This is a genomic window from Sphingomonas sp. LHG3443-2 (assembly GCF_049896405.1).
Lineage (GTDB): Bacteria > Pseudomonadota > Alphaproteobacteria > Sphingomonadales > Sphingomonadaceae > Sphingomicrobium.
In genome coordinates, this window is record NZ_JAFCUG010000001.1 from 370339 (window position 1) to 390615 (window position 20277).

Consider the following 20277-nt stretch of genomic DNA (forward strand, 5'->3'; position numbering starts at 1 on the left):
CTTGGTCAAGCTCAACAAGATCTACACCCGCACCGGCGACGCCGGGCAGTCCGGGCTGGTCGACGGCAGCCGCGTCAGCAAGGCTTCGGCGCGGATGCACGCGATCGGCGAAGTGGACGAAGCGAACAGCGCCATCGGCCTCGCCATTGCCGAGCTGGACGGCGAGGCGAAGGCCGCGCTGGGCCGGATCCAGAACGAACTGTTCGACCTTGGCGCCGACATCGCCACGCCGGGCGAGATGGAAGGCGCGCTGCGCATCGTAGCGCCCCAGGTCGAGCGCCTGGAAGCCGAGATCGACGCGATGAACGCCGACCTGTCTCCGCTGACCAGCTTCATCCTGCCCGCCGGCAGCCGCGCCGTCTCCGCCCTCCACCTCGCCCGCGCCACCGCGCGCCGGGCGGAGCGCTGGACCGTGGCTCTGGCCGAGGAAGAGCAGGTGAACCCGTACGCCCTCGCCTACCTCAACCGCCTGTCCGACCATCTCTTCGTCACCGCTCGTCATGTTGCGGCAACAATGGGCGGCGATGTGCTGTGGCAGCCGGGAGCGACCCGCACCTAGCCCTTGGGCGATGACGGAGCCGGATTTGCGCGCTGGTCGTTATGCTAACATAAGCTAGCCAGCGGAGACCTCGTGACCCTTACAGCCATCGCCCTCAATGCAACGCTCAAGCCCTCCTCGGGCGAGCCGTCTTCCACGGACAAGATGATCGACCTGGTCAAGCAAGCGCTGACCGCGCGCGGGGCCGAATGGAAGGGCACGATCCGCCTCGCCGACCACGACATCAAGCCGGGCGTGACCTCGGACGAAGGCAAGGGCGATGCCTGGCCCGAGCTGCGCAAGCAGATCCTCGAGGCCGATATCCTGGTGTTCGGCACGCCCATCTGGCTCGGGCAATTGCCGAGCACTGCCAAGCGCGCGCTGGAGCGGATGGATGCCTTTCTGTCCGAGACCGACGACCAGGGCCGGATGCCGAGCACCGGCAAGGTCGTCGCCGTTGCCGTCGTTGGGAACGAGGACGGCGCCCACCATGTCTCGGCCGAGCTGTTCCAGGGGCTGAGCGACACCGGCTGGACGGTGCCGCCGGGCGGACCTGCCTATTGGGTCGGCGAAGCGATGGGCAAGGTCGACTTCAAGGATCTGCCGGAGGTCCCCGACAAGGTGACGCAGACGGTGGAGATGCTGGCGTCCAACAGCCACCACTTAGCGACCCTGCTGGCGGACAAGCCCTTTCCGGGGGTAAAGCAGGAAGGGTGAACAGACAGGCGATCCTTGCTCCGGAATCGCTGGGCGAGCGGCTTCGCGCCACCCGCGCGCTGACGATGGCGCTGGCCGAGCCGCTGAGCGACGCCGACGCCACGGTGCAGCCGATGCCCGACGCCTCGCCATCGAAGTGGCATCTCGCCCACACCAGCTGGTTCTTCGAGACCTTCGTGCTGCGCGAAGCCGTGCCGGACTATCACCTGTTCGACGAGCGCTGGCCGTTCCTGTTCAACAGCTATTACGAAGGCGAAGGCGAGCGGCTGGGCCGGGACCGGCGCGGCATGCTGTCGCGGCCGTCGCTGGACGAAGCCCAAGCTTACCGCGCCCATGTCGACGAGGCGCTGGCAAGGGCCTTGCCAGATCTCGATGAGGCCGCGCGCGATCTCGTGGAGCTTGGCATCAATCATGAGCAGCAGCATCAGGAGCTGTTCCTCACCGACATCCTCGCCACCTTCGCCGCCAACCCGCTGGAACCAGCTTACGCCGCCGCCGAAGTGCCGGCCACGAGCGAGCCTGTTGGCGATCCTCGCTGGATCGAAGGCCGCAGCGGCATCGTCGAGATCGGCACCAGCGACGACGGTTTCGCCTTCGACTGCGAACGGCCGCGCCATCAGGTGCTGCTTGCACCCCACGCGATCGCCGACCGCTTTGTTACCAACGGCGAATGGCAGCAGTTCATCGCCGAGGGTGGCTATCGCGAGCCTCGCCACTGGCTGAGCGACGGCTGGGCTTGGGTCCAGCGCGAAGGCGTCACCGCGCCGCTCTACTGGGATGAGGACGGGACCAGCTTCACGCTGGCCGGGCGCACGGCCCTCGACCCGGACGCCCCCGTCACCCACGTCAGCCAGTACGAAGCCGACGCCTTCGCCCGCTGGGCCGGCACGCGGCTGCCGACCGAGGCCGAGTGGGAGGACATGGCGGGAGCCCACGACCCGCGCGGGGGCAACCAGCTCGACCAGGCTGGTGCAGTCATGCCACGGCCGGGCGGCTGGTTCTTTGGCGACGTCTGGTGCTGGACCGGTTCGGCTTTCCTGCCGCATCCCGGCTTTCGTCAGCCGGACGGCACCGTCGGCGAATATAATGGCAAGTTCATGAGCGGGCAGATGGTGGTGAAGGGCGCCAGCTGCGCCACCCCGCGCGGATCGTCACGCGCATCGGTCCGCAGCTTCTTTCCCCCGAATGCCCGCTGGCAATTCACCGGAGTTCGCCTTGCTCGCGACCGGTAAGACCGAGGTCGATCCTGCCTTCGTTCGCGGCGTGCTCGAAGGCCTGGCGCAGGACCCGCCCGCTATCCCTGCGCGCTGGTTCTATGACGAAGCCGGCTCGCAGCTGTTCGACGCCATCACCGACCTGCCGGAATATTATCCGACCCGGACCGAGATCGGCATGCTATCCGCGGCTATCGGCGAGATCGCGGAAGCGGTCGGCCCCGGCCGGGCGGTGGTCGATTATGGCGCCGGCTCGCTCGCCAAGACGCCGCTGTTGCTCGACGGGATCGAGCCTGCGCTCTATGTGCCGGTCGACATCAGCGGGGTGCACCTGCGTGCCAGCGCCGAGGCGCTGGAAAAGCGCTTTCCCGGCCTGCCGATCCTGCCGGTCGAAGCGGATTTCACCCGGCCCTTCGATCTTCCGGCGGAGGTCGGCGATCATCCCCGGCTCGGTTTCTTTCCGGGATCGACCATCGGCAATCTCGTGCCGCCAAGCGCGGTCGACCTGCTGCGCTCGTTCCGCCGCACGCTCGGCACCGGCGCGCTGCTGCTGATCGGCATGGACCGGGTCAAGGATCCCGCTCGGCTAATTGCGGCCTATGACGATGCCGCGGGCGTCACCGCGCGCTTCAATCGCAACCTCCTCGAGCGGATCAATCGCGAACTGGGCGGCACCATTCCGATCGAGGCGTTCGCCCACGAAGCGCGGTGGAATGCCGAGCTGTCGCGGATCGAGATGCACCTCGTTGCCCACCGCGACATTCGCTTCGAGATCGAAGGCCATGCCTTCCAGATGGCCGAAGGGGCCAGCATCCACACCGAAAACAGCCACAAATACACGCCGGAAAGCAGCCGCGTGCTGCTGTCGGCCGGCGGCTGGACGGCGAAACGCGAGTGGACCGATCCGGCCGGCGATTTCTCGCTGCTGCTGGCGCGGGCCGAACCGGAGCGGATGGCGCCGTGAGCCGTGTTGCCCCTGCAATACGGGGCGGCTAGAGGGAACGGATGGTCATCCTACGCACCCTTCTCGAGATCGCCGCCATTCTGCTCAACGTCCTGTGGTGGCTGATCATCATCCAGGTGATCCTGAGCTGGCTGGTCGCGTTCAACGTCCTCAATACGCAAAGCGAGGGGATGCGGCGGTTCCTGGTCGGCCTCGACCGCTTTCTCGAGCCGCTCTACCGGCCGTTCCGCAAGATCCTGCCCGATTTCGGCGGGCTCGACCTGTCGCCGGTGGTGGTACTGCTGCTGATCGGCATCCTGATCAATCCGGTCATCTCGAACACGCTGGCTTCCCTCCCGCCGCCGGGAGTGTGAGGCGCATGACGGCGAAGCGGATCGACGGCAAGGCTGCGGCAGCGGACGTGCGGGCAAGCGCAGGTCGCGCCGCCGCTTTCTTTCGCGCCAGCACCGGGCGGCCCGTGGGGCTCGCGACCGTGCTGGTCGGCGAGGACCCGGCGAGCGAGGTCTACATCCGCTCCAAGCGCGTGGCGTGCGGCGAAGCCGCGATGGAGAGCTTTCATTACGCGCTACCGGCCGACACCAGCGAAGCCGACCTGCTTGGCCTTGTCGCGCGGCTGAACGCCGATCCAGCGGTGGACGGTATCCTGGTCCAGCTGCCGCTCCCTTCGCACATGGACGCCGCGCGGGTGATCGATGCCATCAACCCCGACAAGGATGTCGACGGCTTCCATGTGGTGAACGCCGGGCGGCTGGCGGTCGGCGATCCTGCCGCGCTGGTTCCCTGCACCCCGCTTGGCTGCCTGCATCTGCTCAAGGCGGAGCTTGGCGATCTCAGCGGCAAGCATGCGGTGGTGATCGGCCGTTCCAATATCGTCGGCAAGCCGATGGCGATGCTGCTGCTCGCGGAGAGCTGCACGGTGACCATCGCTCACAGCCGCACCCGCGATCTTCCGGCTTTGGCCCGCGAGGCCGACATCCTGGTCGCCGCGGTCGGCCGGCCCGAGATGGTGCGCGGTGAGTGGGTGAAGCCCGGCGCAACCGTCATCGACGTCGGCATCAATCGCGTGGCCGGCGCCGAGCCGCGGAAGACGCGGCTGGTCGGCGACGTTGCTTATTCCGGAGCGGCCGAGGTCGCGGGCGCAATCACGCCGGTGCCGGGCGGTGTCGGGCCGATGACCATCGCCATGCTGCTTCGCAACACCGTTGTCGCGGCGCACCGCCGCAGCGGCCTCCCCGCACCGGAGGGACTATGATCCTCGCTTCGCTCCTGCTCGCCGCCGCTGCCGCTCCGGCTACCGCGGTCGATGCCGAACGCGCCTTTGCCGCCGATGCGCAGCGCCAAGGTCAGTGGACCGCCTTTCGCAAATGGGCGGCCCCTGATGCGGTGATGTGGACCCCCCAGGCCGTGTGGGCTCACGATTTCCTAAAGGGCCGCAAGGATCCCGCGCAGTCGGTCGAATGGTCACCGACGCACAGCTGGCAATCTTGCGATGGGCGGACCGCGGTTAATGTCGGCCGCTGGTATCTTGCCGATGGAACCGGTCGCTGGATCACCTTATGGATGCGTCAACCTTCAGGCACGTGGCGCTGGACTTTCGATGGGCAGCTCGAGCCTGGTACGGGCACCGTTCTCCCGCGCCGTGTTGCGATACGGATCGCTTCGTGCGCCAATCCGCGCTTGAGAACGGCGCGCGTGGCCGCCGAATATGCCCAGCCGCTCAACCGAACCGCTCCGCCAGGTGACAGTGGGTACGGCCGGTCGGCCGATGGCACCCTGCTCTTCAATTGGACCGTCGCCGCGGATGGCATTCGCCGGACCCGGGTTCAGCTGTGGACGGGTCGGCGCTTCAGCCTGGTGCACGACGAGGTCACGCGGCCTTGATCGAACTCTTCACCTCCGCTTTCATCACGCTGGCGGTCATCATCGATCCGCCGGGCTGCGCGCCGATCTTCGCCGGCCTCACCAAAGGCGCCGCTGATGCGCATCGCCGGGCGATGGCGATCCGCTCGGCAGTCGTTGCCTGGTGCATCCTCTTGTTCTTCGCCCTGCTCGGCGAGCCTTTGCTGCGCACGCTCGGCATCAGCCTGTCGGCCTTCCGGCTGGCAGGCGGCATCATGCTGTTCATGATCGCATTGGACATGGTGTTCGAGAAACGCACCGAGCGCCGCGAAGAGCGCGCGCGGGAGATCGAGGGCACGCCCGAAGCCGACGATATTTCGGTGTTCCCGATGGCGATCCCGATGATCGCAGGGCCGGGCTCGATCGCGTCCATCATGCTGCTGTCGGGCCGCGCGGACGGGACGATGGAGCAGCTGGTGGTGCTGGGCGCGATGACCGCGGTCATCGTCCTGACCCTGCTGGCGCTGCTCACCGCCGGGCCGCTGATGCGGCTGATCGGGGCCAAGATCGAGGCGATGATCACCCGGATCCTCGGCGTCATCCTCGCCGCCTTGGCGGTGCAGTTCGTGCTCGACGGGCTGGAACGCAGCCTCCCCGGCCTCGCCGGCTGAGCCTTACTTCAGCACCCGCCACATCTTGAGCGGACTGTCCTTGCCGAGGTCGATCGGCTGCAGCCATGGGAAAGTCGCCCCGCGCTCCAGCTGCGCATAGAAGCCGCGCGGTGCCTGCGCGCGGAAGATGGTCGCCTGGTTCATGTGCGGGCAGGTCAGCAGATAGTCCGAACGGTGCTTCAGGATCAGCGCGCGCGCTTGTTCCGGCGTGCCGCGCATCGCGTTCATGCTGTCGGCAATGGCCATGCCGTTGCGGTGATAGGGCCCGCCCAGCGCATCGTGCTTGGTCACAGTGATCAGCCGGGGTCCGAGATCGATGAAGGTGAACACCATGCCTTTGGGCTGCTTCGCCACGGACCGCATCGCCCACAAAGTCGGACACAGCCGGTTGGCGCGATTGTTGAGCCGCTGCGATTCGGTGACCTTTTCCTGCTTTTCGGGCAGATATTTGAGGACGATCGGCGTCGCTCCGCCGCTTGCAACCAGCACCAGCGCGCTGGAGCCGAGCACCACCACCAGGCTGTTCTTGGCATTCCACAGCCGCGGCAACAGCGTCGCGGTGAGCGCCGCGCAGCCGACCACGCCGAGGAGCTGGCTCGCTGGGCCGGCGCGGGTCTGCCAGAACAGCAGCGCGAAGGAGACGGCGGCGATCGCGGCGGGCCCCAGGATGCGGCGCAGATGCTCGGGCTCACGACGGTGGAGGAACGACAACCACAGCCATCCGAGGAGGCCCGCCACCGGAAGCGAGATCACGGTGGCGATCACGCGCTCGCTATGCTGCGTGATCGGCTTGGCTTCGCGCACGTTGCTCAGCCACAGCCGATCGACCTCGGGCGAGACGCCTTCGAGCCGCTCGAGGCAGTTGGGCCACGCCAGCGCGTGAAAGGCGGCCACCGCCACTCCTGCCGCCGCAGCAAGCGCCAGGCGGGTGGTCCAGCGCGTCGGGCTCTTCCACACGATCAACGTCAGCAGCGCGCCGCCGAGCAGCGCGTCGGACAGCCACACGGGCGACAAGGCGTCGCACACTGCCGCGCGGTTGGCATAGCTGGCGAACAGCAGAAAGCCGATCGCGGTGCCTCCGGCGATGCTGATGGCGTAGGCAAGCAGTCGATCGCGTTCGCGCTCGTCCGAGACCCACATCAGCACCTGCGCTGCGGCAGCAAGCGCGAGGTAGATCAGCATTTCGAGCCCGATGGACAGGCTGACCGCGCTGGCGACACCGGCCGTCAGCCCGCCGCGGCGGCGGTCGGGATCGGCAAGGCCGGCGATGACCAGGCTCAGCATCGCCAACTGCCAGCCGTGGTGGTCGATGCGAGTCGGCATGAACATGCCGTTGGTCGCGCCCGCGAAGTAGAGCGCGATAAACGCCGCGACAAAGGCGCCGGGATTGATCAGCCGCCGAGCGGTGAGCGTGATCCCGGTCAGCAGCACGGCATAGGGCAGCAAGGGCGCCACCGCGACCGCCATCCGCTCGGCATTGGCGCCGGTGGTGAACAATTTGCCGAGCAGGATCAGACCGGCGATCGGCAGGTCGATGATCCGGCTCCAGTGGATGTTGGCGCCGCCGAATGCGGGATCGAAGCGATATTGCCGCAGGTCGTACCAGCCCTGCCCGTTCATCCAGGCGCGGACCTGCGCCATGCGGAGGTTGTCGTCGGTATCGCCCAACGCGAAGCCGACGATCCCGCCCCATTTCTGCCAGGCGAACAGCGCGCAGGCGAGCAGCCAGACCAGCAGAACCACCAGCCGCCAATGCCGCTCCATCCACCCCAGCAACCGTTCCGGCACACCCGTCTCCCCGCCCCCAAAGGCAATCTGTTGCCGCTCTAGGCACTTGACCCTAGAGGGCAAGGCCATGATCCAGGCAAGCCTGCCCCAAGCCTCCCCCCGGCGCGAGTTGATCGGGCAGTTGATCCGCTTCGGGCTGGTCGGCCTCGGCTCGACCGTTCTCTATGCCGCCGTCTACTGGCCGCTTGCGACCTATGTCATGTGGCCGGTTTTGGCGGTGGTGATCGCCTTTGCCGTGGCGGTGACTGCCGGCTTCTTCCTGCACAGCCGGTGGAGCTTCAAGGGGCATGAGCGGACCGAGGACAAGAAGACCAAGGCGCAGTTCCTTGCCGTGCAAACGGCCGGCATGCTGATGAATGCCGCTTTCACCTGGATTGCGGTGGACTGGCTGCACGGTCCGACCTGGTGGCCGCTGGTTCCGGCCGTGCTGGTCACGCCCTTCGTCACCTTTGCGCTGAATCGCTGGTGGGTGTTCGGCTGATGGAACGGCAAGTCTACGACCGCATGGCTGAGCTTGATCAGCGCCACTGGTGGTATCGTGCGCGGCGTAAGGTGCTGGCCGCCTTGATCGAGCGGGTGGCGCGCCCTGCGCCGGGCGCCCGGATCCTCGAAGTCGGCTGCGGCACCGGGCACAACTTTCCGATGCTCGAGCAGTTCGGCACGGTGGACGCGATCGAAGTCGATCCCGCTGCCCGCGAGATGGCCGAGCGGCGCCTCGGCCGCGCGATCGGCTCGGCGCCGCTCCCCGCGCTCGACGGCGTGGCGGACGGTTCGTTCGACATGATCGGCTCGTTCGACGTGATCGAGCATATCGCCGACGATGCCGCGGCGCTGGCCGGTATCGCGCGCTGCCTGAAGCCCGGCGGCAAGTTCGTGATGACGGTGCCCGCGCATCAATGGATGTGGTCGGCGCACGATGTGGTGAACCATCATCAGCGTCGTTATTCGAAGAGCGGCCTCGAGGCGCTGTTCCGCGCCTCGCCCCTGAAACTCGAGAAGATGGGCTATCTCAACAGCCTGCTACTGCCGGTGGCGATTGCCGCGCGCGCGGCGGGCAAGGTGACCGGCAAGGACGATGGTGACGACACGCTACCGCCGGCGCCGCTCAATGCCGCGCTGGAAAAGGTGTTCGCTCAGGAAGCGCGGCTGATCGGCCGCGTGCCGCTGCCGCCCGGACTGTCGCTCTGGGCAGTCGCTTCCTCGGGCACCTGACCCAAGCCCTTGCGCGGCTCACGCGCGTCGCCGGCAATGTCCTGTACGATGTAGAGCGGACGCTGTTTCGACTGGCTGTAGAGCCGGCCGATGTATTCGCCCATCATCGCCAGCACGAACATCTGCACCGCGCCCAGCACCACCACTACCAGCATGAGGCTGGTCCAGCCCTGGATGTTGCGGCCCGTGGCAAAGGCGAAGAAGATGTAGAGGATGATTAAGACCGAGCTGAGGCTGAGCAGCAGCCCGGCATGACTGGCGAGCTTCAGCGGGGCGGAGCTGAACCCGGTCAGCGCATCCAGCGCAAAGCGGATCATCTTGCCCAGCGGATATTTGCTTTCCCCCGCTGCGCGTTCCGCCCGGTCGTAAGGGAACGGCAGCTGCTTGAAGCCGATCCACGCCACCATGCCCCGCACGAAGCGGGCCTGTTCGGGCATGGCCAGCAGCACGTCGAGCGCCCGCCGGCTCATCAGGCGGAAGTCGCCGGCGTCCAGGGGAATGTCGATCTCGGTCGCAGAGGACAGCAGGCGGTAGAAGGCGTGGGCGGTGGCGCGCTTGAAGCGGGTTTCGCCCGCGCGGCTGCGACGCACGCCATAGACGACGTCGGCGCCTTCGCGCTCCATCACCTCCAGCATCGGCGCGAGCAGTTCGGGCGGGTCCTGAAGGTCGGCGTCGACGATCAGGATGCGCTGGCCCCGCGCGAGGTCGAGCCCGGCGGTCAGCGCCAGTTGGTGGCCGTGATTGCGCGACAGGTTGACGCAGGTGAGGTGCGGGTCGGCCGCGCTCATCTCCTGCATGATCGGCCAGGTGCGGTCCTTGGACCCGTCGTTGACGAGAATGATCTCGTAATCCTCGCCGAAAGACGTCCGCGCCGCGCCGCTCAGCCGCGCATGCAGCAGGCGGACGCATTCCTCTTCGTTGAAGCAGGGAACGACGATCGAAAGGGCGGTCATGGCGCTGGATTAGCGGGTCCGGGGCGTATCCGGTAGAGGGCCGATCCATCGGGCAGCCCCCACACCTTCTGAAGATCGGCCACCAGCGCTGGGTCATAAGGCGGTGGGTCGATCAGCCACAGATAGTCGAACGCGTCGCGGGGGAACCAGCGCAGCATGAAGCTGACCGGCCGCCCGAACCGTGCCGCACAGCGATCGTGGACGACCAGGTTGGAAGGATCGTGCTGCCAATAGCCCGCCGCCTTGTTGGTCACGGTCAGGAGCTTGGCCCCCGGCACATCCCAATGGTCGTTGGAAAAACCGTAGCGGCGCACCACCACCAGTCCGCCAAGATGCGCGTTGCGCCACATCGGCCAGCCGCTGTCGCGGGTGCAGCCGAGCCCGACCATGCTGACCACGCGGGCGCCCATTGGGACCTTGTCGAGCGCGGTCAGTTGCCGCTCATATTCGTCGCTGGCGAGCTTCAGGCTCCAGGTGACGCTGGCGGTGCGGGCGAGCAGGAAGCCGAGCGCCAGAACCGCGAGCACCCAGCCCATCACGGGCGGGGTGTCGCGGCGGAAGCGGATCGCCAGCAGCGCGAAGGCGAAGACGAACGGCATCAGTCGCATGTCGGCATAAGCCGATCCGAAGATGATCCGCGGCAGACATACAAAGGCCGCGCCAAGCACCAGCGCGGTAAAGGTCAGCATGCGCGACAGGGTCAGCCGCGGGTGGACGATCGCGAACAGGAAGATGACGATGCACAGGAAGAAGCTGATCCGGTCCCACACCCGCCAGCGATCGCGAAGCACGGTGTTCACGGAGAACATCTTGTTCTTCCAGTTGAACCAATCGGCGGTCACCCCGCCGCCCCCTTCGCGCCACAGCACCATCAGCAGCAGCGGCAGGGCGAGGCTGAGGCTCTGTCCCACCCCGCGCAGGATCGCTCGCCACCAGCTCCTGCCATCGTCGTGGGCGCGGACCACTTCGGAGGAGAAAGCGAGCAGGCCGAGGAAGCCCCAGCCGAAGGCGTGGCACAGCCAGACAAGGATGCTGATCGGCACGAACAAGGCGGCGCGCAGGCCGTAGCGCCGCTTGCGCCCAAGCCGCAGCCACAGGCCGAACGCCAGCATCGCCAGCGCCACGCTCAGCGCATAATTGACGAAGCCGAACAGGAAGTGGTGGCCGTAGACCAAAGGCAGCGCAAACATCACCGTCGGCGGCAGGCGGTGATGCACTTCGCGCGCGACCCACAGCATGCCCGCCGTGGTCATCATCGGAATGGCGATGATCACCAGCTTCACCGCCGGTTCGAGCCCGATCAGCTTGGCCAGCGGGTAGACTGCCAGGTCGACGCCGAGATTGCCCATCAGCGCCCATTTGAAGCTGTAGTTGGCGGCAAGGCTCGGAACATTGCCGTCGAGCATCACCCGGTAGCGGCCCATGTGGCCGAGGAGGTCGACCAGCGGCGGCACCGGCGGGTAGAGCAAGGGCACGGCCGACAGCAGCACCATCGCCACCACGAAGGCACGCGTTTCCCACCAGGGACGCGGCGCTCCGGGCGGGCTGGGCGGTGCGGCGGGCGGGATCATGGCTTCAGGGCCCTGCCCCTTGCAGCTTGCGCGGCACCTGTCACCCCCGGTTCAGCAATCCCGCATTATCCCTGCGCTTATCGAAACAGGGCGAATGGAGGCATTATGACGAAGATGTTGTTGGGCGCTGGCCTGCTTCTGGCCGCAACCGCCGCGGGTGCGCAGCTTGCGCCGACGGCGCCGGTCGCGCCGCGTGACGGGGTGCAGACCCGTACCGAAGTGGTCGAACGGACCCGCGCCATGTTCGCGCGGGTGGACGCCAATCGCGACGGGTACATCACGCAGCAAGAGCGACAGGCCGTTCGCGGCCAGATGGGCGAGCGCCGGGCGCAGCGCATGGCGGACGGCCGCGGTGCCGGACGCGCGCAGATGTTCGAGCGCCTCGACCAGAACCGCGACAACGTCATCAGCCGCGACGAATGGGCGCGGGCCGAAGCGATGCGCGGCGAGCGCCGGGCCGAGGGTCGCCGTGGCGGCATGATGGGTCAGCGGATGGCGATGGGCGGCGCGATGCTGCGGATGGCGGACACCAACCGCGATCAGCGCATTTCGCTCGCCGAAGCGCAGGCTGCAGCCGTGCAGCGGTTCGACCGAGTCGACTTGAACCGCGACGGCCGGGTGACGCGTGAGGAGCGCCAGCAGGCCCGCCAGCAGCGTCAGGCTCAGCGACCGGCAGCCGCCGTTCGCTAAGCGCCCAATTCTTCTACGATCTCAGGAGGCGGGGTGGCGGTAACGCTGCTCCGCCTCCTGCATATAGTCGCGGGTCAGCGGCAGCGCGCGGCGATCGCGCACATATTGCACCTGGAAATTGTTCATCGCACCATGCTCGAACGCGACGGCCGCCGAGGCGAGGTAGACCTCCCACATGCGGAAGAACCGCTCGTCATACAGCGCGACGATCTCCGCCCGGTGTGCGTGGCAGTTGGCCAGCCAGTGCCTGAGCGTAAAGCCGTAATGCATCCGCAGCGTTTCGACGTCGGTCGCGATCAGCCGGACTTCCTCGCTCGCCGCCATCATCTGGCTGAGGCTCGGCAAGTGGTAGCCCGGGAAGATCCACTTGTCGGTAAAGGGATCGGGTTTGCCCGCCTTGCCATATTTGCCGATGGTGTGGAGCAGCATCACGCCATCGTCGGTCAGCAGCCGTTTGCAGGTGGCGAAGAACTCGCCGAAATGCGCGGCGCCGACATGCTCGAACATGCCGACCGAAACGATGCGGTCGAAGCGCCCGGTGACGGCGCGATAGTCGATCAGCTCGAACCGCACCTTGTCGGCGACGCCTGCTTCCTCCGCGCGTTGGCGGGCGACGCGGAGCTGCTCTTCGCTGAGCGTGATGCCGAGCACTTCGACGCCAGCGACGCGATGAAGGTAGAGCGCCATCCCGCCCCAGCCGCAGCCGATGTCGAGCACGCGCTGCCCGGGCTGGAGATAGAGCTTGGCGGCGATGTGCGCCTTCTTGTCCTCCTGCGCCTGGGTCAGGCTGTTCGCCGGATCGCGGAAATAGGCGCAGCTGTACTGCATGTCTGGATCGAGGAAGAGGCGGTAGAGCCGTTCGTCGAGGTCGTAATGATGCGCAACGTTGCGGCGCGAGGCGGCGGCGTCGTTGCGGCGGGGGAGCAGCGACTTCACAAAGCCGAACTGCTTCTTGAGCCGGCCCTTGTGCCCGCCATCCTCGAACCTGTTGGCGCCGACGACCATCGAGAGGAGGTCGATGAGCTCGCCCTGCTCGATGGTGATGCGGCCGTCCATGTAGAGCTCACCGAACGCCAAGCGGGGGCCGCGCACCAGCTCGAGCAAGGCTTTCCTGTCGTGGATGCGGGCGGTGACGTGCGGCTCGCCCGAGCCGACGGACGAGCGTTCGCCGCCAGGCAGGAAGACCGTGAGCGTGCCGTTGCGAATGCGGTCGCCGAGCAGGCGTTCGAGAATGTTCATGCTCTCTTTTCGCGCGAAGCGAGGGCCCAACGCAAGGTCGAGGCGAGGCTGAAGGTTGCGGCGCCCACTGCCGGGGTGGCGAGGCCCGAACTACGCAAGCCATGCAGGCGGCGCACCTCGCGCGGCAGCAGGTCAGTCGCCGAGCGCATCAGCAGCCGCTGCACCGGGAACAGTCGCAGGCGGTCGGGCGGCGCGTTCAAGATGATGTCACGCACCGCGGCACTTCGCTCGTCGGGGCGAAGCTCGGGCAGAAAGTCGCGGGCCAATGCCTCCGCTTCGGCCTCGGTCCGCGGCACCGGGTCGGCACCAAGCTTCTCGGCGATGATCGCCACCTCCCCCCAGTAGGCGTCGCGCTCGGCCGGCGGCATGGCGGGGTTGGCGAAGCGGCGGTAACCGGCGAGGAACATGGCGGACCCTGCAAGGTGGACAAAGGCGAGCAGGCGAGGGTCGTTCGCGTCATAGGGCGTGCCGTCGGGCAGCGTCCCGTTCACATGATCGTGGATGCGCCGCACGCGGGCTATGGCCGCTTCGGCATCTTCCCGAGCGCCGTAGGTGGTCACCGCGATGAACCGGGCCGTGTTGCGCAGCCGGCCATGCATGTTGCGGCGGAAGTCAGAATGATCCCACACGCCCGCCAGCGCCTTGGGATGGAGCATCTGCCACAGCAATGCCGCCACCCCGCCGACCATCATGCCCGCAAGATCGGCATGAACCTTCCACGCAACGCCGCCGGGTGGGCACAGCGCGTCGTCGGATGGCTGGATCGGCTGCTGGCCATTGGCCGCATCGTTGAAGAATCCAACAACCCCGCCCGCAATTGCGCGGCGAAGACCTTCGACGGACGGGGACGCGAGACTGGCCATGACAAGGAAACGAGCGACCGGTGCGGCTGCTCCGTCACTCTTCGGTTATCACCATCGCGCCCATGCGGAGGAATTCGGTGACCGACCGGCCAAGCGTGTCGAGCTGCAACTGGAGCAACTCAGCGATCTGCCCGCTCTGCATGTATCCGGCGGTAAACTGGATGGTGCCATCCGGGCCTTTTTGCAGCACATCGCGTTCGATCAGGCGATTGACGTGGCGGCGGGCGGTTTCCCGGTTGAAGCCGGTGGCGACCGCGATCGAGCTGACGTTGCAGGTGCCCATCTGGTCGGGCGGCAAAGGCGCGTCGAGGCTGCGCAGACCTTCCTCGAGGCCGCCGCGGGTCAGCCGCTCGGATGAAATGGCGACCACCGCAAGCAGGATCAGCGCACTGTCGTGGTCGCCCGCGACCTTGCGATAATGCTCCATGCAGCGGAGCGTCAGCATCGCCATCTGAATGCCGGCCAGACGACTTTCGCCCCCCGCCTGGGGCTGAGCCTGAATTCGGATCATCAAACCTGCGCCTCGTGAATGCCCTCATAGCATGGCGCGGAACTAGTGCACAGATCGTGCACGAACATCCGGGAACTGAATCTGTTTTCAACTACAAGGCATATTAACGATGAATAGCCTGTGAGGCCCGGTTGACCCGTAAGATCCTTCCGCCCTGTTCGATCGCTGGATGCGACCATGCGGCCGGGGCGATTATCAATGGTGCCCTGTATTGCGGCGCGCACGCCTCCGACAAGCTTCGGAGCATGCAGATCCTGGGACAAACGAGCGGCCCGAAGCCCGCCGCCGCCTGACAATCAGGCCGCCGCCTCGCGGTCGAGGTCGGCCCGCCGCTTCTTTTCCGCTGCCGTCTTGAGCTGACCGCACGCGGCGTCGATGTCGCGCCCGCGCGGGGTGCGCACGGGCGCGCTGATCCCGCCTTCGAACACGATGTTCGAGAAGGAGCGGATGCGCTCGGGCGTGGAGCATTCGTACTCGGCGCCCGGCCACGGATTGAACGGGATGAGGTTCACCTTGGCCGCCAGGCGGTAATGGCGGATCAGCCGGACCAACTCGCGCGCATGCTCGTCGCTGTCGTTCTTGTCCTTGAGCATGACGTACTCGAAAGTGATGCGGCGGGCGTTGTTGGCGCCGGGGTAATCGGCGCAGGCCTGCAGCAGCCCTTCGATGCCGTACTTGCGGTTCAAGGGCACGATCTCGTCGCGGATCTCCTTGGTCACCGCGTGGAGCGAGACGGCAAGGTTGACCCCAATCTCCTCACCGCACTTTTCCATCATCGGCACCACGCCCGAGGTGGAGAGCGTAATGCGCCGCTTGGAGAGGCCGAGGCCGTCGCCGTCCATGACGATCTTCAGCGCGTCGCGGACATTGTCGAAATTGTAGAGCGGTTCGCCCATCCCCATCATCACGATGTTGGTGAGCATCCGCCCTTCCGGCTGGCTCGGCCATTCGCCGAGCGAATCGCGGGCGAGCATCACCTGGCCGACGATCTCGTGGATATCGAGATTGCGGACGAGGCGCATGGTGCCGGTGTGGCAAAAGCGGCAATTGAGCGTGCAGCCGACCTGGCTCGACACGCACAAGGTCCCGCGGTCGGCGTCGGGGATGAACACCATTTCGAAATCGTGACCGTCGTGCGTCTGGAGCAGCCACTTGCGGGTGCCGTCGGACGACACCTGCGCTTCCATTACGCCGGGGCGCGAAATGCGGAAGCGCTGGGCCAGCCACGGCTGCTGCGCCTTAGCGATGTCGGTCATCAGGCTGAAGTCGGTGACACCACGATTGTACATCCAGTGCCACAGCTGCTTCGACCGAAGCTTGGCCTGGCGCGCGTCCATGCCGGCGCTTTCCAGCGCGGCGCGGATGTCTTCGCGCTTGAGGCCGATCAGCTCGACACGTGGATCAGCAGAGACCGCCGCGGGCCGCGGAACGGGCACGGGGTCGACCGGCCCGGGAATGGCCATCAGATTTGTATCAGCGCTCATGAGAGAGCGGCCATGTAGCAAGTTTTGCGGGATTTTCCAGTAGCGCGCGCTGGCCGGGCCCCGCGCGCCAAGGACTCAGCAGGCGAGCGCCGCTGCGTCGATGGCGGTGGGCGCGCCGCCGAGGAGATAGCGGTCGCTGATCCGCCCGCCCTGTCCTTGCGCGCGGACCCGCATCTCCGCGCTGCGGCGAATGGCGGCGATGATCGCGGCTTCCTGGGCTGGGCCGCGGCTCCACGCGCTGGTGCCCCGAGTGACGAGGAGGAAGCTTTCGGCGCCCACGGTCAGCACCGCGGCTGCACCGGGCCGCACCGGCCGTGCGAACAGGAAATGGAGTTCGCCCCGCCGTTTGCCGTCGCGGGTGAAGGCAAAGGTCGCGCGGGCCTGCGGTCGGCCGGGCGGAGCGACCACCTCGCTCCGCGACACCGCTTCGCAGATGCCGCCCGGCCGCTCGACGGCGGCCCAGAACGCCCCGGCATGAAGCAGTCGCTGCGCCGGGGCTGCCTCAGCGCCCAGCAGACCGAACACAACGGCCAGCACGGCCGCCGCCCGGTTCACGCCGCGCGCGCTCCCATCAATTGCAGGCTGGTGATGATCGCACCGGCGGCAATCGCGATGCCGTAGGGAATGCCGGCCTTGGGCTGCAGCACCCGCATCCGCGAGCGGATCGCATCGGGCCAGGGGAAGGTGCGCATCACGATGATCAGCACCGCCAGCACGCCGCCCGCAATCGCGGTCCATAGGAGAAAGCGGCCCGAGGCGCCGAGGTCGAACCACAGCACGGTCGCCGCAAACAGCTTGACGTCGCCGCCACCAAGGATCCCGCGTCCGAACAGAAACGTGCCGATGGCCAGCGCCGCCACGAACACCAGACCGTTTTCCCACAGGCTCACCTGCGGGCCCGCGATCACCGCTCCGGCGACCCCCAGCAGCAGCACCGCGCCGCAGATATAATTGCTGATCTTCAGCATCATCGCGTCCTGGAACGCGGCCAGCACAAGGCATGCGATGAGCGCCCAGAACAGCCACTCCGGCACCAGGGTCGGCAGGTTCACGTCTTTGTCCCCCCAAAGCTTTTCTGGCGCCAGCGATGGCCCGCCACGCGGGCTTGCGCAAGCCGCTTGCGTCCTGCGCCGGGTCATGAGACAAGACCCGTGCTCGGAAAACACCAGCGCTTCAGGGGGCGTGTGGACCGGGCGGATTCCATTCACGGCGGCAAGGCGATGCGTGCGCGGCAGGGCTGCGCGCGATGACGTTGCAGCTCGTCATGGCCGAAACGGCCGCCGAACTGGCATTGTTCGCGGCGCTCGGCTTTTTCCTTTTCTCGCTCGACGACCTGGCCGTCGACGTTATCTATTTCGCACGCCGGTTGTGGCGCGCAGCAACGGTCTATCGCCGCCACGCACGCGGCGACGCACGCTCGCTGACGGAGGGTGCCGCCACCGGCTGGATGGTGGTGATGATCCCGGCCTGGGACGAAAGCGCGGTGATCGGCGCCATGCTGCGCTCGACCCTCAAGAGCTTCGACCATCCCGACTACACCCTGCTCGTCGGCTATTACCGCAACGATTCCGCGACCCGGCTGGCGATCGAGAATGTGCCCGACCCGCGGGTGATCGCGGTCGAGGTGCCGTGCGATGGGCCGACGACCAAGGCCGATTGCCTCAACCACCTCTACGCCTTCCTGCTGCGGCACGAGGCGGCAAGCGGGCGGCAAGCCCGCGCAGTCGTGCTTCACGACGCCGAGGACCTCGTTCACCCGCTGGAACTCAAGCTGTTCGACCGGCTGACCGCCAAAGCGGGCATGGTGCAGCTGCCGGTGGTGCCGCTTCCCGATCATCGCAGCCACTGGGTCGCCGGCCATTATTGCGATGAGTTCGCCGAATCGCATGGCAAGGAACTGGTGGTGCGCGAAGCAGTCGGGGCTTCGATCCCGCTCGCCGGGGTCGGCTGCGCCATCTCTCGCCAGGCAATGAACAGGCTGGCCGATGCGCATGGCGGCAAGCCGTTCGCCGGCGGCTCGATGACCGAGGATTACGAGATGGGCCTGCGCCTCGGCGCGCTGGGCGAGCGGACGATCTTCGTGCGCCTGCCCGAAAGCCCCGGCCAGCGCGGCGTGGTTGCCAGCCGCGGGCATTTCCCGAGCAACCTTGGTGCCGCAGTCCGGCAGAAGGCGCGCTGGCTGGGCGGGATTGCCTTTGCCGGATGGGACCGGCTCGGCTGGCGCGGCGGACTTGGAGAGCGCTGGTTCCGCCTGCGCGATCGGCGCGGGCCATTTGCCGCGCTGCTGCTGCTGGCGGGCTACGCCTCAGGCCTGCTGTGGGCGCAACTATGGTTCGCCGCCCAGCTTGGCGCGCCCCTGCCGCCGCAGCCCTCGCCGCTGCTCGCCAGCCTGCTCCAGATCAATTTCGCCCTGCTCCTGTGGAGAGTTATCATGCGTGTCGGGTTCACCACCCACGTCTACGGCCTTGGAGAGGGGCTTGCGGCGGTGCCGCGGATCGTCACCGCCAACCTCATCGCCATCCTCGCGACCGGTCGCGCCTTGTTCCTTCATGCCAATGGCGGCCCCAAGCAGTGGGACAAGACCGACCACGTCTTCCCCGAGGACCCGCTCCTCACCGCCGGGACGAACCGGGCATGAGCGCGCCGATCCGTTTTCTTGGCCTCGCCATCGTCGCCTATGTCGGGCTGCGCACCGCCAGCAGCGCGCTGGCGCTTGAGCCGGCCGAAGCGCCCGAATTGTCGCAAGGCTCCGATGCCGCGCTCGCCGCGGCCGAGCCGACCCTACCGCCCGGCGTCCCCGCCGACATGGGTCCGGAGCCGTCCGGCCCCTACGCTCAGGCCGCCGGGGCGCCTTATGGTGCGCCGCCCGGCTATCCCGCCGCCTACCCGGCGGCTTATGGCCCGGCGCCCTACCCCTACATGCCGGCGGGAGCGGGCTACCCTTATCCATACCCGATGTTGATGGCAGCCGCCGCGCCTGCACAGCGGCCGATGCGCCCCGTCTATTATCCGGTGCCGTATCCAGTTCCGGCACGCGCTGCGGCCGCCCCGCTCCCCGCTCCGGCAACAAGCTTTGCTCCGCTCGCAGCAGCCGAAGGCTATGCCAGCCCGGTCGCGCCGCTCGATCAATGGCCGACCATCGGCGCCGCCGGCCCGATCTCGCTCGCCAGCACCGAAACACAGGTGACGCCGGGCTGGGGCAAGCGCGGCAGGAAGAGCCGGGAACTCAACCCGTCAAAGGCGGCGGAGCGCTGGTCGGTAGACGCGTGGGCCCTGCTCCGCCCGCGTGAGGGTGTCTACCGGCTCGACGATACAAGCGGCGCGCTCAACCCCGGGCTTGCGCCCGCCGGTTCGCTCGGCGGCAGCCAGGCCGGAATGCGGATCAGCTGGACACCCCTGTCGTCGCTTGGCCTGCACCTGCGCGCGTCCACGGCGCTGATGCAGCGGGGGACCAGCGCCAAGAACCAGCAGGCGATGGGCGGCGAAGGCGCGTTCGGGATCAGCTGGAAGCCGGTCAAGGGCGTGCCCCTCCGCCTGCTCGCCGAGCGGCGCCAGCGCCTTGGTGCAGCGATCGGCGGCGGGCGCGACGCCTTCGCGCTGCTGGCCGAAGGTGGGCTTTACGCCCAGCCATTGCCTTACGGCATCACGCTCGATGGTTATGGCCAGGCGGGCGTGGTCGGGGCCAATCGCCGCGACCTGTTTGCCGATGGGGCGCTAACCGCCACCTACCCCTTCATGCCGCGCTTCGCGATCGGCGGGGGCATGTGGGGCGGGATCCAGCCGGGCCTGAGCCGCTTCGATGCCGGCCCGCGCCTCAGCTACCAGTTGCGGCCGGGACTGCGCGCTCACCTCGATTATCGCTTTCGCGTGACCGGCAATGCCGAGCCGAGAAGCGGCCCGGCATTGACCCTAGCCGCCGGGTTCTAGGCCTCGCCCTTCGCCCTTTTGCGCCGCGCCCGCGACTGTTCTAGAGCCGCGGCCGAGGCCCTTCGCGGGCGGCAGGAGGCAAAAGGCACGTGCGCA

22 protein-coding genes are annotated in these 20277 nt (G+C 67.4%); 13 read left to right on the forward strand and 9 right to left on the reverse strand.

The window, feature by feature from the left end; genetic code table 11:
• Window position 1: 1 nt before the first annotated feature.
• From ACP69Z_RS01730 to ACP69Z_RS01765, 8 genes are all read left to right on the forward strand, one after another.
• The gene (locus tag ACP69Z_RS01730) at window positions 2-559 is read left to right on the forward strand and encodes a cob(I)yrinic acid a,c-diamide adenosyltransferase (protein ID WP_426265825.1); all 558 of its coding nucleotides are present in this window, start codon (window positions 2-4) and stop codon (window positions 557-559) included.
• 72 nt (window positions 560-631) lie between these two features.
• Window positions 632-1255 (forward strand): flavodoxin family protein, encoded by a 624-nt coding sequence (locus ACP69Z_RS01735; RefSeq protein ID WP_426265826.1) that lies wholly within the window; start codon window positions 632-634, stop codon window positions 1253-1255.
• On the forward strand, window positions 1252-2487 hold the full coding sequence (egtB, locus tag ACP69Z_RS01740; protein WP_426265827.1) for an ergothioneine biosynthesis protein EgtB: 1236 nt from the start codon (window positions 1252-1254) through the stop codon (window positions 2485-2487). Before ACP69Z_RS01735 ends, egtB begins: the two co-directional genes overlap by 4 nt.
• Complete coding sequence (gene egtD, locus ACP69Z_RS01745) at window positions 2441-3433, forward strand: L-histidine N(alpha)-methyltransferase (protein ID WP_426265828.1); 993 nt, start codon at window positions 2441-2443, stop codon at window positions 3431-3433. Before egtB ends, egtD begins: the two co-directional genes overlap by 47 nt.
• Window positions 3434-3474: 41 nt before the next feature.
• Window positions 3475-3786 carry a YggT family protein gene (locus ACP69Z_RS01750; protein WP_426265829.1) on the forward strand — a complete coding sequence of 104 codons (312 nt, stop codon included), beginning with the start codon at window positions 3475-3477 and terminating at the stop codon, window positions 3784-3786.
• 5 nt (window positions 3787-3791) lie between these two features.
• Window positions 3792-4685, forward strand: a complete 894-nt coding sequence (gene folD, locus ACP69Z_RS01755; protein WP_426265830.1) for a bifunctional methylenetetrahydrofolate dehydrogenase/methenyltetrahydrofolate cyclohydrolase FolD — start codon at window positions 3792-3794, stop codon at window positions 4683-4685.
• The gene (locus tag ACP69Z_RS01760; RefSeq protein WP_426265831.1) at window positions 4682-5314 is read left to right on the forward strand and encodes a hypothetical protein; all 633 of its coding nucleotides are present in this window, start codon (window positions 4682-4684) and stop codon (window positions 5312-5314) included. Before folD ends, ACP69Z_RS01760 begins: the two co-directional genes overlap by 4 nt.
• Window positions 5311-5943: a MarC family protein gene (locus ACP69Z_RS01765; protein ID WP_426265832.1), complete on the forward strand. Its 633-nt coding sequence runs from the start codon at window positions 5311-5313 to the stop codon at window positions 5941-5943. The genes ACP69Z_RS01760 and ACP69Z_RS01765 overlap by 4 nt, the downstream gene beginning before the upstream one ends.
• A 3-nt stretch (window positions 5944-5946) precedes the next feature.
• Here the strand turns inward: ACP69Z_RS01765 and ACP69Z_RS01770 are convergent, their stop codons facing one another.
• Window positions 5947-7800, reverse strand: a complete 1854-nt coding sequence (locus ACP69Z_RS01770) for an AcrB/AcrD/AcrF family protein (RefSeq protein WP_426265833.1) — start codon at window positions 7798-7800, stop codon at window positions 5947-5949.
• Between ACP69Z_RS01770 and ACP69Z_RS01775 the strand changes: the two genes are divergently transcribed.
• Both ACP69Z_RS01775 and ACP69Z_RS01780 read left to right on the forward strand, forming a co-directional pair.
• The gene (locus ACP69Z_RS01775; RefSeq protein WP_426265834.1) at window positions 7799-8212 is read left to right on the forward strand and encodes a GtrA family protein; all 414 of its coding nucleotides are present in this window, start codon (window positions 7799-7801) and stop codon (window positions 8210-8212) included. The two genes, ACP69Z_RS01770 and ACP69Z_RS01775, sit on opposite strands and share 2 nt — an antisense overlap.
• Complete coding sequence (locus ACP69Z_RS01780) at window positions 8212-8943, forward strand: class I SAM-dependent methyltransferase (RefSeq protein ID WP_426265835.1); 732 nt, start codon at window positions 8212-8214, stop codon at window positions 8941-8943. The genes ACP69Z_RS01775 and ACP69Z_RS01780 overlap by 1 nt, the downstream gene beginning before the upstream one ends.
• Here the strand turns inward: ACP69Z_RS01780 and ACP69Z_RS01785 are convergent.
• Both ACP69Z_RS01785 and ACP69Z_RS01790 read right to left on the reverse strand, forming a co-directional pair.
• Window positions 8865-9896, reverse strand: a complete 1032-nt coding sequence (locus ACP69Z_RS01785; protein ID WP_426265836.1) for a glycosyltransferase family 2 protein — start codon at window positions 9894-9896, stop codon at window positions 8865-8867. The two genes, ACP69Z_RS01780 and ACP69Z_RS01785, sit on opposite strands and share 79 nt — an antisense overlap.
• The gene (locus ACP69Z_RS01790; protein ID WP_426265837.1) at window positions 9893-11467 is read right to left on the reverse strand and encodes a hypothetical protein; all 1575 of its coding nucleotides are present in this window, start codon (window positions 11465-11467) and stop codon (window positions 9893-9895) included. Before ACP69Z_RS01790 ends, ACP69Z_RS01785 begins: the two co-directional genes overlap by 4 nt.
• A 105-nt stretch (window positions 11468-11572) precedes the next feature.
• Here ACP69Z_RS01790 and ACP69Z_RS01795 point away from each other — a divergent pair, with 105 nt between their 5' ends.
• Window positions 11573-12157 (forward strand): calcium-binding protein, encoded by a 585-nt coding sequence (locus tag ACP69Z_RS01795; protein WP_426265838.1) that lies wholly within the window; start codon window positions 11573-11575, stop codon window positions 12155-12157.
• Window positions 12158-12178: 21 nt separating this feature from the next.
• Here ACP69Z_RS01795 and ACP69Z_RS01800 read toward each other — a convergent pair whose 3' ends face one another.
• The 6 genes from ACP69Z_RS01800 to ACP69Z_RS01825 form a co-directional block, all read right to left on the reverse strand.
• Entirely contained in the window at window positions 12179-13396 is a 1218-nt protein-coding gene (locus tag ACP69Z_RS01800; protein ID WP_426265839.1) for a class I SAM-dependent methyltransferase, read from the reverse strand.
• On the reverse strand, window positions 13393-14259 hold the full coding sequence (locus ACP69Z_RS01805; RefSeq protein WP_426265840.1) for an oxygenase MpaB family protein: 867 nt from the start codon (window positions 14257-14259) through the stop codon (window positions 13393-13395). The genes ACP69Z_RS01800 and ACP69Z_RS01805 overlap by 4 nt, the downstream gene beginning before the upstream one ends.
• A gap of 34 nt (window positions 14260-14293) precedes the next feature.
• A complete protein-coding gene (locus tag ACP69Z_RS01810; protein ID WP_426265841.1) occupies window positions 14294-14770 on the reverse strand; it encodes a hypothetical protein in 477 nt (158 codons plus the stop codon).
• A gap of 296 nt (window positions 14771-15066) precedes the next feature.
• Window positions 15067-16254, reverse strand: coding sequence for a 23S rRNA (adenine(2503)-C(2))-methyltransferase RlmN (gene rlmN / locus ACP69Z_RS01815; protein WP_426265842.1), 1188 nt, complete (start codon window positions 16252-16254; stop codon window positions 15067-15069).
• Window positions 16255-16329: 75 nt separating this feature from the next.
• Window positions 16330-16809, reverse strand: coding sequence for a hypothetical protein (locus tag ACP69Z_RS01820; RefSeq protein WP_426265843.1), 480 nt, complete (start codon window positions 16807-16809; stop codon window positions 16330-16332).
• Window positions 16806-17306, reverse strand: coding sequence for an A24 family peptidase (locus tag ACP69Z_RS01825; protein WP_426265844.1), 501 nt, complete (start codon window positions 17304-17306; stop codon window positions 16806-16808). Before ACP69Z_RS01825 ends, ACP69Z_RS01820 begins: the two co-directional genes overlap by 4 nt.
• Before the next feature lie 194 nt (window positions 17307-17500).
• On the opposite strand from ACP69Z_RS01825, the gene ACP69Z_RS01830 reads away from it, so the two are divergent.
• Together ACP69Z_RS01830 and ACP69Z_RS01835 are read left to right on the forward strand one after the other, a co-directional pair.
• Window positions 17501-18892 carry a glycosyl transferase family protein gene (locus ACP69Z_RS01830; protein WP_426265845.1) on the forward strand — a complete coding sequence of 464 codons (1392 nt, stop codon included), beginning with the start codon at window positions 17501-17503 and terminating at the stop codon, window positions 18890-18892.
• A complete protein-coding gene (locus ACP69Z_RS01835) occupies window positions 18889-20181 on the forward strand; it encodes a hypothetical protein (protein ID WP_426265846.1) in 1293 nt (430 codons plus the stop codon). Before ACP69Z_RS01830 ends, ACP69Z_RS01835 begins: the two co-directional genes overlap by 4 nt.
• The last annotated feature ends 96 nt before the right edge of the window (window positions 20182-20277 follow it).